Below are 13,113 nucleotides of genomic sequence, written 5' to 3'. Positions count from 1 at the left end.
GTATCTAAATGATACAAATATTGCTTTGTTGCTTCGGCCTTTGGGCCTTTGAAATTTAAAAATACGATATCTATGCTTACCTCGTTAATATCCCGTAGTTCTTTGGCGTTTTTGCTTTGCGTCTGTACCGGTTTACGCTCTGAGAGCGCCCCAGATTCACAAGGGGTGTCCGTGGCGGGCAACATTGAACCCTTAGCGATTCAAGGGGCGCATTTTGTCGACCCTCAGGGACAGATCGTGCGATTCTGGGGCGTCAATCTGGTTTCGCTATATCCAACGCACGTTCAGTCAGACTCGATTGCTGAACGCCTGGGCGAGCGCCAGATAAATTTGACGCGTCCGCATCACCTGCTGCGGAATAGTAAGGACTGGGTCCACGGTATACAGGGGGGGGCGCTCGTTACCTACAAAGACAATTCTTTGGAGTTCGATGTGGAAGCGTTGGATCGATTTGACTACCTGAATGCTCAATTGCGAAAGCAGGGCATCTATTTGGCCTTGTCCACCCACTTTACCCGCATGTTCCTTCCTGGAGACGTGAAGGTATTGGAGACGACAGAGGAGGATGCGACAGAGTGGGCTGCAGCTATAGAGGAGCTCAACGGGTGGCATTGGAAAAAGAGTTTCGATGTAATCAAGCTTCTGCCCGTGGTCGATGAACGCTGTGCTTTGGCTTCCGAAGCATTTACGCGTGATTTGCTGGAGCACGTGAATCCATATACCGGGTTGCGATACGCGGATGATCCTCAGGTTCTGACATTTGAAATCCTGAATGAATCTTCGACGGAGTATGCAATTGTTTGTGGCAATAAACTGCCCGAATACTTTCACCAAAAGCTAGTAAAGCAGTGGGAGGATTTTTGCCGCGAGCGGAATGTTGAGCCGCAAGATTTATATCAGGTAACCGGTAAGATGAAAGACGTGCGCGCGCAATTTTTGCGCATGCTCGATGAAGAGTATTTTAAGCGCATGAAGGCGCTTATTGCATCGACAGGTTCCAGTGCTCCGGTGACCTTTTCCAATCTCTGGCGTGGTGATAATGTAGCGGACATGCACTATGATCATGCTGAATGGGTGGAGAATCACGCCTATGTCGACCCGCGCATTTCAAATAGCCTTGAGGATGGTGTTTACCGAGTCGGCCGGAGCGCATTAGCGGGCCTGCCTTTCTTCATCGGCGAGTTAAACCAGGCGGAAGGTCATGAGAAAATTGCGAAGCTCAAGCCGTATCGGACTATGCTGCAAGTCGGGATGGTAGCCTATGGTTTGTTTCAGAACTGGGATGGATTGGTCTGGTTTTCCTGGAATCATGGTGACTTGGCCATTGGACCGGATGGGCTGCCAAAGGATTCAGATCGGGATGCACATCTTGGCAATATGATTAGTGATGACATGATGCAGGATCACCTCCGATCCTTGGGCTATGTGTTCCGTCATCAGTTGATCCAGTCGAGTATTCAGCCGGTCACAGTCTGGGTTGATGAACCTTTTACTGCGGGTGATTACCATGGGCTTATGCGGGGGAAAAATCTATACAAGCCAGGCTGGCAGAGTATTCACGAAATGCGGAAAGCCTATGGGCCAGTGCCGGAGGGCCAGGCTACTGCCCCTTGGATGACTCAGTCGCCCGTGAGTCCGCTGACTTCGGATACCGGCGAGATATTCAAAGACATTGGTCGTCGGCAGCTAACGGTGTCTGCGCCCAGTGTTGAAATCTTTTCTGGATTTCCAGACGAAGAAGCTCCACATGGGCTTCAGCATTTACAATTGGATGGTACGCCAAATTTCGCCACTATAGTCTTGGTGGCAGTGGACAGTGCGCCGATCAAATCAAGCGAACGCTTCATTTTGAGTCGGACAATGTTGAATGCCCAAAATGAAGATATTGATGGTGCTGTGACCCTGCGAGGGTTCAGAGTTCCGGATAATGAAGGAGCTTGGATGATGCGGGTGACACGCTGGGTTGGCGAGGCGGATTCGGAGTCAGTGAGCGTACTTTCCATAGACGCAGAAGGCAGCTTGTTGCTGCCGGACATTCGGTGGACCGAGTGCGAGCTATACGTGGCTAGGTGATTGACGAATACAAAATTCTTAATGGCCGACTGAGATCGATACAGAAAAAGGAAATAAAAAATTATGAAAAAAACACTATTAATAATTACATCTATGTTTTTGATCGGAACCACTTTGGCAATGGCTGAAGTTTATCAAACTGTGCAGGGCGAAAATGCGTATCTGGGAGACGGGCGCTCCGCAAATGAAGCAGGGAAGCTTGATGTCAAAGAGGTGGGTGGTAGCACTGCGGCCCGCGTGAAGTCCAACTTTGCCCGATGGGGATACATTAACTATTGGATGGGAATTCCAACGCCTGCTGGTCCCTCAACGATTCGCTTCCGCGTGTATAAGTCTAGTGAGCCAACGGCAGAGTATAAGGTCTACATCCAGACTCAATCCGGGCACGCATATATTGGTGATTTCGTTGTGCCGGAAGTAGCTGCGGAGGGTAATTATGTGGATGTGGATTTGCCCGTTTCACAAGATGGTGAATGGAGCGGGATCGTGCTTAAAAAGGCTTCCAAAGACGAGCTTCCCAGTCCATGGATCGATACTGTATGCGTGCTTGTGGATGAGTGATTGAGATAACTCTTTAGCAAAATGCGGCGCAGTACAGCGCCGCATTTTTTTCTGCATAGGATCGCTTACCGAAGGTGGCTGTACGTTAAATGTTAGATTTTCGACTTTATGGATTTGCCATCAGTTATATGTGTGTTTTAGGGACAAATGAGTCTTGGAAATTATGCCAGTGACGCCTATTTCTTCTGCAATAAATTCAATGCAATTACACACACAAACCGAAGGCAGCATTTTGTCTGGCCGAACTGCGGTCCAATCGGGCAGAATGGAGATCATGCCCAAACCTGCTATTCAGAATGTTAGTGAGTCTACCCGGTATCAGACTGCAAAAGCTTTGTTGAAGCGCATGGTGCTTAGTGGAGAAGTTGGGCAGGATCAGCAGTTGAAGCCTGAGTTAGAAATTTGCAAGGAAACCAACTTGTCTCGAACGACTGTGCGCAAGGCGATTGCTGATCTCGTTGATGAGGGCTTGCTCGTGCGTTACCGTGGGCGGGGCACTTTTGTGAACATACGTCGTACGCCAACGCAAAAGAAGCGTTTGGCCATGCTGGCTTGTCAGCCGCCGAATGTGTCTGGCGCCTATTCGTTGGTTTTTGAAGGAGCGCAAATGGCGGCCGCACGCTTGGGGTATGAGCTACTGCTGTCCAATACCCAGAATGACACAGATGCGGCTCTGAATCAGGCCATCAGCCTGAATGAAATGCGTGTTGCTGGGACGATTGTGGTGCCGCTGCAAACAGTCTCACCCAATTACTCAACAGGGCTGATCATTAATGCTCTGCGCCAGGCTGGGCAAAAGGTGGTTTTGGTCGATGAGAATTCGCCCGATGATTCGATTGTCAGCATCTCAAGTCAGAATCGAGAGGCTATGAAAGTGCTGACGCAGCACTTGATCGGGCGCGGATATCAGCGTATTGCATTTTTAACGAGCACGCGCACAGAGGCTGTGATCGAGCGTGAGGAGGGGTTTATGGAAGCAATGCGAGACGCTGGCCTGGAGGTGCCTCCTGAGTATTTCCTGGAGGTTGCAGGACGAGATCCCGCACGACAAGGCGCACAGGAAATTGATGTTTTCCGGGCCATGCGTCAGCCTCCAGAGGCCATTGTTTGCCTGCATGATCTTATCGCCCTGAATGCGATGAAACGCTGTGCGGAGCGTGGTTGGAAAGTGCCCAAGGAAATTGCAATTGTTGGCTTTGACGACTTGCCGCAAGCTTCTATGAGCCAACCAACGTTGACCAGTGTGCATCAACCCCTGCGTGAGTGTGGTGAGCGGGCTTTGGAGCTGTTGGTGGAATTGTTAGATGGTAAAGATCACTATGCTTGTCATGAGCGACTCCCCTGTCAGCTCATGGTGCGAGCGTCTTGTGGCAGCGGTAAGCGTTAAGATTGCTCGCTGGGTGTGTTGGCTTTCTTTCCAAATCGTAAGCTCCTGATGCCGAAAGGAGGCTGCAATGTTAGCTTGGCAGCGGGCTCTTCGAGAAAGTTGCAGTCTTCGATGTAGCGCAATTTTTCGCAGCATTGAACATCCAACGGGGAGCTCCCGCCTGCGGCGTCATAGAGGCGGACTATGACATCGCCTCTTTCTTCTGCAGGTTTGAGCGTTTCAACGACGGCGCCTTCGTACTGAGTATGTAGGAGTGAAGCGTTGGCTTTGCTGGCTCCTGGGTGCGCCAGTAATGGCGTGTTTAATTCGTAGGCAGGTTTCACTACGGACTCGACCGAGAAGCCGCCGGCATGTGGCAGCAGTGAGTAGGTGAAATGGTGAAAGCCACGGTTTCCTCTGGGGTCGGGGCGCCCGCCGCCTTTCATCAATGAAAGGCGAACTCTTCCGCCATTTACTGACAGGCCGTATTTACCGTCATTGAGGAGGGCTACGCCGAAGTTTGCATCGGAAAAGTCACTCCACTTGTGTTGGCTGACTTCGAATCGAGCGCGATCTTCTTCCGAGTTCGCGTGTGTGTTGCGTTGTATATGGCCGAACTGGATTTCGTGACGAGCAGTGGCGGTATGAATGGCCAAGGGAAATTCGACGCCGAGGTAGCGATGTGGATCGTCCCAATGAATCGCCGTTTCGAAGTCGATGCGTGGGGAATTGGCGTGAAAAACCAGATCTTGTTTGAGCCAGGAGCGCTCAGAAATTTTACGCTCATAGCGTAGGCGAATCTGCAGTGATCCGTTGGCGCGAACCTTTCGTTTAGCAGGTTCTTTCTGGGGAATCAGTTTCTTGGTTAAGTCCGGATCAATATCCCAGTTGTCCCAGAGTTCGGGGATGTCTTCGCCAAAGTAGAATGTGTTTAGCCCCTCGTGGTTTTTATCGCAGATTTCTCTGCCACTAGTATGATCGATCCATGAGAGAATGTTTCCGGCTTCGCCCAGTTGAATTCTCGCATAGGGAGTTTCGAGAACGTTGTCTTTTAGGCTAAAGGGGGAGGAAGAGTTCGGCGAGAGGTGAGCTGTGTCGATGGATGTTGGCAGTATCCTGGCGCCCAAGGGGGGGAGTTTTAATTGATCCATGATGTAGCGATGCTCGCCCCAGGGTGTTTCTACCTTTTGCACTTTGATTCCTATTGGGGCTGGTAGCTCTGCTGGTATCCAACCACTTTGCCGTTCCCAGTTCAATGTGTTGTGGATACTCATTTCGTTTTCTGAGTCCTCGCTCATGCATGCAAGCAGTTCGTGAGCGTAAGCTTGGCATTCTTCGTTGATCTTTTTGAGATCGTCGATGGCTTGGTCGTGAACCTCTGGTAAGGAAGTGCCGGGGAGAATATCATGAAAATGATTGAGCAGAAGCAGTTTCCATAGTTGCTCCACGCGCTCGTGATTTACTGGAACATCTTCGAGCTCGGCCCTAACTGAACAGTAGTCGAGATTTCGCAGAGCAAACTCGGCCATGCGGTTAAGCCGCTTGATTGCTGCTTGCTGTGTGTAAACGCCGCGGTGACCTTCGAAATACAGTTCGCCGCTGTAGGTCGGCGCGCGGGTTGCGTCTTGCTCCAATCGGCTCATGAAGGATGAGACTGTCGTATATTCGCCTCGTGGGCACTCGGCGATATCGCGGACGCGACGGGCAATTTCCAGCATTTCATAATCGGGACCGCCGCCCCCATCACCTTTTCCGAAAGAAATGAGGCGCGCTTGATTCACATCGGGATGCTGGACATAGTTTTTTGCTTTTCGAAAATCTTTTTCTCCGGTCCCGCTTAGTTTGTTGATTAGTGTTCCGGGGTCGGGAGCGCAATGAATGTCGTTGAAATGGGCAAAGACTGACGAGCCGTCGATGCCTTTCCACCAGAAGGTGTCGTAGGGGAAACTTGTGGTGTCGTTCCAGCTCAACTTTGTCGTTAGGAAGTAGCGAATCCCGCAACCTTTCAAAATCTGAGGGAGAGATGCGGAGTACCCAAATGTGTCTGGGAGCCAAAAGGTGTCCGCAGTGTAATCGAAATACTTCCGGGTGAAGCGCTGGCCATACAGGAATTGTCGAATTAACGCTTCTCCTCCGGACAGGTTGATGTCTGGTTCAACCCATGCCCCTCCATTGGGCTCCCAACGGCCTGCTTTCGCTTGTTTTTGGATTCCTGCGAAGATCGTGGGGTAGTGCTGGCGCATGAATTCAGCATGAAGGGCAGAGCTTTGTATGAAGCGATACTCTGGGTATTGGCCCATCAGGCTAAGCGCATTGCTGTAGGTGCGTGCGCATTTACGGATGGTTTCATTGACGGTCCAAAGCCACGCTGTGTCCATGTGTGAATGGCCGATGAGTCCTGCTCGTGGCGCGGAGTCGCCATTTCGCTTGGATAGCGTTTGGGTTAGTATTTGTTGCGCGCGTTCAACGCCTGGTCTCCAGATCGCTTCTTCCACATGCTCAGGTTCTTCCCAAAGGTGTGTGTAAACTTCATCCAGTGCCGCCAGGAGTTCTCCTTTGCGGAAACTGCGATCTGGTAGTGCATTAGTGAGGCTCAGCGTGAGGCGTAAATCAATCACCAGATCGCGGATTTCATCGTCGCGTCGAAGTAGGACAATGCTTTGGAATTTCCGGATGAACGGCCGGTTGTAAATGGTCTGGGCTTGATTGTCGGGTGTGTCTCCGGGGTGAAGCCCTGCTACCTCATGCCCTGCATAGGATTCTACGGCTATGGAGAAAGTGTCACCCTGCTTGGCGGATGGGCAAAGGAGTAGGCTGTGATGGTCGCCGCGTTGGTCTTTGTAGTCCGCATGATTGAAGATGCCAGCTGGTTTATCATTTACCCAGAAGAGCGCCTCGCATCCCCCCGTATCTGCCGCAATGTATAAAGGGTAGCTGTAGTCTTGCTCTGCGCTCCACTTGGCCAGGAACCAGGCGCTCATGCCGTTGCCTCCCCACTCTAGGCCGTTCTCGGCAATGGGCAGATCGTCGGCAGGAGGCGGGTTGCGCCAATGCTCAGCTGTCTCGATGTACTGTGGCTTCAGGTCTAGCAGTGGAACGAATATCCGTGAGCGGTAATTCTGCTCAATGCGTGCAAGCTTAGTGAGGGTTTTGGGTGAGGAAATCACGAGTGCTGGTTGAATCAGTTGTGGGGAACGTCTTGATTGTCGCTATTGAATTACGACCCAGACTTTCTGTAAATGTTTTATTGAGATACAAATTTCAATTGATTCGTTTTAGTTTGCCCTTTTGAGCTTTACAAGGTTGATATGTAACTTTTAAATACAATCATACATTCAAGTGTATGATGCAGATGTTTACCCCACTCCCCCTCGTTCATTCCATGCGTGCGCTACGCATGCGACGCGCGTTTACGCTTACGGAACTACTCGTCGTCATTGCCGTGATCGCAATTTTGGCGGTAATTCTCCTTTCTGTCTTGGGTAGTGTGCGTTCGGCAGCAAAGAAAACGCAGTGCGCGTCGAACCTGCGTCAGGTAGGCACTGGCTTTCATATGTATCTGCAAGAGTATAACAGCCTGGTGCCTATTGCATGGGTAAACGATCAAGAGACGCAGGAGGCGTTTGGGCTCCCCTATCGTGGTGGTTGGTTTGATTACTACACTGGCCATTTGCCAGAGGAGGAGAGAAGTATTGTCGGTTGCCCACTTCAGCGGGAAAACAAATACGATATCTGGAAGGGTTATAATTGGACAGACGCCAAGATTGATAAGTCGCGCACGTACAGTTTTAGCGGAGATCTTGGCTACGATCTGTCAGCGAAAAAAGTAATACCGAAAGCTTATTCCCGGTTCGAGAGCCCCGTGGACACAGTTGTTATTGCCGATGGCAATAATTCGGATGCGAACGGGCAGGCGGGCTATTATAATTCAACATTTCATCATGGTCGCATGCCCGAGGGCGTTCATGATGGCATGGCTAATTTACTGTTTCTCGATGGGCATGTTGATTCCGTCGCGGTGGATAGTATTCCCACGGATATCTCAGCCGGAGCCTATGGCCGTTTATTCTGGTTCGGATCCCGGCAGTAGGCTTTTGCTCGTAACTTCTGGATCGTTTTGAGCGATTTCTTGGCGGTCTTGCTGGAAGGCTGTTTGGCCTGCTTGGCTGCCACTATTGAATCAGAAGTTAGATTCGTTTAGAATGGTTAGGATAGATGCGTAAATCTGTTTTCTTATGTTATCGTAGTGATTGAGGTTTGAGCAGCTTCTGTCTTCTTTATTAGTCCATCTTGCAGCTATTCGTGAGGCTTGCATCGATTGTGGTTATGTCCTTTAGGGCGAGTTAACCATATTGATTTGGAGGGCCAATCTGCGCTTTGGCAGGCTCACTGAAAGATCAGACCTAAGCGAAAACGTCTTTCTGTGTGGCTTTGTATTGCAACTGCAGGGTGGTGCTGGGGCGATCGGCAACGTTCAGTCCACTGGACGCAAAACAGCCCGTGACATTGCACGGGCTGTTGGAAAGTGCTTGGTCCGTTTGGAGTTATTGCAAGGGTTCCTGATCTCTCGTGCTGCGTCGGCGAAGGAGGGTGTAGCCGCCGATGCCGGCAAGAAGCAGTAGGGCTGTGGTCGTTGGCTCAGGGACATTGACGGGAGTAACGTCCGCAAAGGTGTCGCCGATACGTAGTTCATCCATGACCATTTCTTGGCCTAAGAAGCTTATAGTGGCGTATTGGATAGACGTTAAGCTGGTGTTGGTTGTGTCGGTGAGCGCGATCCCAGTGCCTGGTGTGGGAGTGGAGCCTCCGATTGTTGGGTTTAGCCATAGCTCGCCGGCGCTGCCCCTGGTGAAGCGATATACGAGTAGGAGGGTGTCCGAGCCGACGTTGGCGAACTCGGCGCCTGAGATGGAGCCAAGCATCGTTGAGGTGTAGGCAGTGTTGTTGCCATAGCTTTTGCCGGCCCCGTAGTTCTGGTAGGAACCCCAGGAGTTGCGCAACATACTCACGCTAAGCTGTGCTGAAGTGTTTGTTCCGACACTGCCAGGGGTCTGCACCAGAAAGCTTATCCATACTTCGTTGGCTGAGGATAAATCAATGTCGGTGAAGTCGAACCGAAACTGCTTGGTGGTTCCGCCGTCCCATGCGGTGTTGGTTTGTGCTGCTCCTCCGCTAGTGACCAGTGAACCGTAGCTTAAGCCGCTGCTGACGTACTCGGCAGTGCCGGCTGAGGATATCTGCGTCCAAGCGCCTCCCGAGGTTGTGGTGAGACTCCCGTCTGATTCACCGTAATCAAAGCCTTCGTAAAGCAAGGTGGCGGCTTGTGTGCTGGTCGCCGTTAGCGTGCATAGAAATCCAATCGAGCTGATGGACTGGCGGATTTTTCTAAGAGGTAGATTTGTCATGATGTTGAGGTAATTCGAGGTTGAAGTGTCCTCCATCTTCATCTGAATGAGCGAAAAATCAAGACAAATGTATTAAATAAATACATAATGGATTGAGGCGAGGAATTTCCGATTAGGGGTATCGACATCGCATGAAGCGTCGGGGCTCGATAGACTTACCCTAGCTCTATTTCAAAGCGGAATACGGCGTCCTCGTCATACCACATCGGGAAATTGGTGCCCCAGATGTTGTTGTATAGGTTGACGCTAATCGCGGCCCTTCCACTAGGTTTGTATGTGGAGAAGTCAAGGAGTCCACCTTGCTCCGGCGCCACCAGCGAGGCATCGAATAGGATGAGGCTAAGTGGGCCAGCGGTTGCTTCCTTTATGGCGTGCAGGCGCTGGTTGCCGCGTGCCACTACGTCCTCGGGATTGATCCAGGAACCGAGCTTTTTTAGGCGCCACTCCTCTCCTTGGTTGAGTCGTGGGGCGAATGTGAACCAATAGGCTTCCGGCATTCGGCATGCGGTTTTATCCTGCCATTCCAAGTGATAGGCCACGCCTTTGGGGGTTGCCTCGAGTTGGAGCCAAATTGTTGCTGGACCGCCTTTGGCAACCGACTCTTTGGGCAGGCTTAATCGCATGCGTATAGCGGTTGCGCTTTTGCGCTGCTGTAGCTCGAGGAGCTTTGCTTGGTAGGTGGCGCTTAGGGCCACGGTCGATAGTCTTGGCTTCGTGAAATCCTTTAGGTTCCAATCCGCTTTTCCACGGATGTATTGGTCATAGTAGCGATCGTAGTCGGCCTTGGAGAATGTCTGGTGCGTAAAGACTCCAATGGGATGGTCGACAGTTATGAAGGGGCATATTTTGCCGTTACGCGTTAGCTTAATGATGGCGCCAGTGGTATCGTCTAGTTTCACTGTGATGTCGCCGAGTGCTAGCTCCTTGGCGGCGTCTGCGGGTATCCAACCTTTGGATGCGCCAATGCGGGGCTTGAGTTCACGGTCAGCGGTGACGGCCTCTTTTGCCAGGTCTTCAGGGAGCGAGGCGACGGCTTTATCCAGGTATTTTCGTTGCTCCTGCCACGATGCCTCTACCTTCTGAAATCTGGCCTCTTTGCGCGCCCTGGGGAAGGCTATGGGGCCATAGCGCCGCCAGTCGCGCAGATGCGTTTTCAAGTCCATGCCCCATGTGTGTTCCGCGACCAAGAGCAATTGTTCGCCAAAGGCTAGATCCTGCTCGCCACCTTCTGTCAGGCGACCTTGTTCGATCCATTGCTTACGCAGGCGGCATAGTTGATGAAAGCGTGCAACCTTGGCTGGGTCAGTGCCAACGCCGTGAATCCAGGTGTCGCCGATTTCAGACGTCACTACTGGGTAGGCTTGGCGTCCTGCCCAGATGTCAGGCTCGATGACGTCCATGCCGCCAGCCTTTATGATTGCATTGGGAAAGCGCGTTTTCAATTGCTCAAAGACTTGACTGATTTGCTCAGGGTTTTGCGGCCCGAGGTTATCGCCTGTAAGGTTGACGCAAAGCGCCTTGCCGTCTGGGTAGTAGGTGACGCCGCCGTAGTCCTCATCGTAGGTGACGACAATCTCTGCGCCATCGGCTTGCCAAAGAAATGTCGAAGGCGTTTGCGGCATCGCTGATGCTGGGTTGACCCCCAGGTGAAGAAAGCGAACGCCTGCCTCGGCTAGCAGTGGGACGACCCCAATGGTATGGCCGGGGACGTCTGTCATCTTTGCTGCGCGAGTTTTGCGGCCAAAGCGCTGATCCAGTATTGCTGAGTATCTCAAGCCAAGCCGAAAGAGCGAAGGGTCCATCAGTTCGCAGTGCGGGGTGAATGGCAGGGCATGCCAATGGAAGTCTCCTTTTTCGATCGCTCTCTCCATCTGGCGCCGTCCGCTGGAATCGGCGCTCTCCAGGTAGCGCCACGCTAACCATGAGCCTGTTGTCCAGACGAAGCGATGCTGCGAGTCTCTGGTTTTTGCCGCTAAATTAAGTGAGGCTGGAATGTAGTCGTCAAAGTAGCGTTGGATCACTTTGGCTGCAAAATCCGTAAAACCAATATCCAGGTGGGTTTTAAAGACGACGCCAACTTCTCTGACCTCGGGGTTGACTGAAATCGCTTCGTGCATGTCTTTTGGCATTTCAAAATCCGCGTAGGGTCAATATTTGTTTTATTTAATAACAATATTGAAAGTGGCTGCTATGGCGTCAATGATCGCTCATATGAAGTCAGCAATCTGCTGCTTTGTACAAGTCGTTATCAGAACCCCATTGTAATAAGAGTCATGTCAAATGATCATCAAATAGCGTTGCCTGTATTTAGTGATGAAAGCTTCTGGAATCAGCAGATCGACCAGGCTGCGATTGTGTCTGCATCGAGTAAGCATTGGATCGATTTACTGAGTCAGGTGCGTCCGGGGTTGGGGATGCACATCAATCTCGAAAACTGGACGATTCCGGTCTTTAGGGCAAACCGATCCACGCCGCGTTATGAACTGATCCCGAAGCTGCTGCGTTGCCCGCTTTCTCAGGGGCACGTCAAGGCGAGCGAAAAGAAACTCGGGCCAGATCACCCAATGGGGATTCATGCGTCGGCTCGGGGTGGTGTGCCGATACCTCCTGAGGCAGTTCCGGATCAGCAGCAGGACGCTCATATGACGATTATTGATGTCGAGCAAGGTCGAGTCTATGATCTGTGGCAATGCCGTCGCGAGTCTGATGGCAGTTGGCATACGAATTCGGCCATTGCTTACGATCTAAATGGATCAGGGGTGTTCAAGCAGGAGGATCTCGACGGAATTGAGAACGATGAAAGTGTGCATTTTTATGGCCCTTGCCGAGCCAGCGGCGTTCCACTGTTGGCGGGATTGATTATGCATGAGGAGATATTGAAAGGGCGAATCGAGCACAAGCTGGCGTTTGCTTGCCAAGTCCCTGCGTTGCAGGAGCATGTGGCTCCACCGGTGTGTTGGACCGATGGTTGGCATCCGACGGGCCTCCCTCAGGGGTGCACGCTTCAGCTTGACCCGGAGCTTGACTTGGATGCCTTTTCGCTCAGTCCGGCTGCGCGCATTGTAGCACGCGCATTGCAGGAGTATGGGGCAGTGCTGGTTGATTACGCGGATTCCGTGACGCTCTCCGGAGAGTTGTTGTCTCATCGCGATGACATTGGTTGGAAGCCGATGTTGGAGGAGGAGGCGCTGTCGGTCATCGGTTTCGAGCACTATCGGGTGTTGGAGACTGGACCTACTCGCCGGTTGGGCAGTCACCCGGTTTACCACCAGGGCATATCAAGGCGGTTTTATGATTACATAGAAAAGAATGGCGCCGCCGAGCTCGTGAAACATGAGGTGTGGCGTGAAAGTATGACGTCGCCATTGTAAGGCTCTTCGCGCTCCCGGGTGGGTGCCAAGCCTTCTCGAAATTCTTCAGCACGGGTTGGAGAGGGATTGAGCCATCCAAGCTTCGATCAAATGTGGTGTGATCTGGTGGCTAGAGCTTGCCGCATCGGTAATGTCGGCCTCCGCAAGGAATTTCACGGCCTTTTCGCTGGATGCTCCCTCTTCATCAATTGGTCGGGGCGGAGGGATTCGAACCCCCGACCCTCTGCTCCCAAAGCAGATGCGCTAGCCAGGCTGCGCTACGCCCCGATCAAAGATAAACGCGCAATATGGGCAGATGTTCTGGTCTGCGCAAGACCTTATTTGCCGCTTTTTTTTA

At 51.8% G+C, this 13,113-nt stretch carries 8 protein-coding genes and 1 tRNA gene; 5 read left to right on the top strand and 4 right to left on the bottom strand.

What is annotated here, in order from left to right:
* Positions 1-72 precede the first annotated feature (72 nt).
* The 3 genes from RBB63_RS15650 (at position 73) to RBB63_RS15640 (ending at position 4,021) form a co-directional block, all read left to right on the top strand.
* Entirely contained in the window at positions 73-2,073 is a 2,001-nt protein-coding gene (locus RBB63_RS15650; RefSeq protein ID WP_309385906.1) for a hypothetical protein, read from the top strand.
* A 63-nt stretch (positions 2,074-2,136) separates the two neighbouring features.
* Positions 2,137-2,634: a hypothetical protein gene (locus RBB63_RS15645; RefSeq protein WP_309385905.1), complete on the top strand. Its 498-nt coding sequence runs from the start codon at positions 2,137-2,139 to the stop codon at positions 2,632-2,634.
* A gap of 274 nt (positions 2,635-2,908) precedes the next feature.
* A complete protein-coding gene (locus tag RBB63_RS15640) occupies positions 2,909-4,021 on the top strand; it encodes a GntR family transcriptional regulator (protein ID WP_309385904.1) in 1,113 nt (370 codons plus the stop codon).
* Here RBB63_RS15640 and RBB63_RS15635 read toward each other — a convergent pair.
* Positions 4,018-7,167 (bottom strand): alpha-mannosidase, encoded by a 3,150-nt coding sequence (locus RBB63_RS15635; protein WP_309385903.1) that lies wholly within the window; start codon positions 7,165-7,167, stop codon positions 4,018-4,020. The genes RBB63_RS15640 and RBB63_RS15635 overlap by 4 nt on opposite strands.
* 185 nt (positions 7,168-7,352) lie before the next feature.
* On the opposite strand from RBB63_RS15635, the gene RBB63_RS15630 reads away from it, so the two are divergent.
* Positions 7,353-8,090 (top strand): prepilin-type N-terminal cleavage/methylation domain-containing protein, encoded by a 738-nt coding sequence (locus RBB63_RS15630; RefSeq protein ID WP_309385902.1) that lies wholly within the window; start codon positions 7,353-7,355, stop codon positions 8,088-8,090.
* Positions 8,091-8,544: 454 nt separating this feature from the next.
* Here RBB63_RS15630 and RBB63_RS15625 read toward each other — a convergent pair whose 3' ends face one another.
* Both RBB63_RS15625 and RBB63_RS15620 read right to left on the bottom strand, forming a co-directional pair.
* Entirely contained in the window at positions 8,545-9,405 is an 861-nt protein-coding gene (locus RBB63_RS15625; RefSeq protein ID WP_309385901.1) for a PEP-CTERM sorting domain-containing protein, read from the bottom strand.
* Between the two features lie 155 nt (positions 9,406-9,560).
* Positions 9,561-11,522 carry a DUF5054 domain-containing protein gene (locus tag RBB63_RS15620; RefSeq protein ID WP_309385900.1) on the bottom strand — a complete coding sequence of 654 codons (1,962 nt, stop codon included), beginning with the start codon at positions 11,520-11,522 and terminating at the stop codon, positions 9,561-9,563.
* Positions 11,523-11,678: 156 nt separating this feature from the next.
* On the opposite strand from RBB63_RS15620, the gene RBB63_RS15615 reads away from it, so the two are divergent.
* The gene (locus RBB63_RS15615) at positions 11,679-12,776 is read left to right on the top strand and encodes a hypothetical protein (protein WP_309385899.1); all 1,098 of its coding nucleotides are present in this window, start codon (positions 11,679-11,681) and stop codon (positions 12,774-12,776) included.
* Positions 12,777-12,965: 189 nt separating this feature from the next.
* Here the strand turns inward: RBB63_RS15615 and RBB63_RS15610 are convergent.
* A tRNA-Pro gene (locus RBB63_RS15610) sits at positions 12,966-13,043 on the bottom strand.
* Between the last annotated feature and the right edge of the window lie 70 nt (positions 13,044-13,113).

The organism is Cerasicoccus frondis, assembly GCA_031296915.1.
Taxonomy (GTDB): Bacteria; Verrucomicrobiota; Verrucomicrobiia; order Opitutales; family Cerasicoccaceae; genus Cerasicoccus; species Cerasicoccus frondis.
The sequence above is the reverse complement of the archived record's forward strand: the minus strand, read 5'-3'. Positions and strand labels throughout refer to the sequence as shown.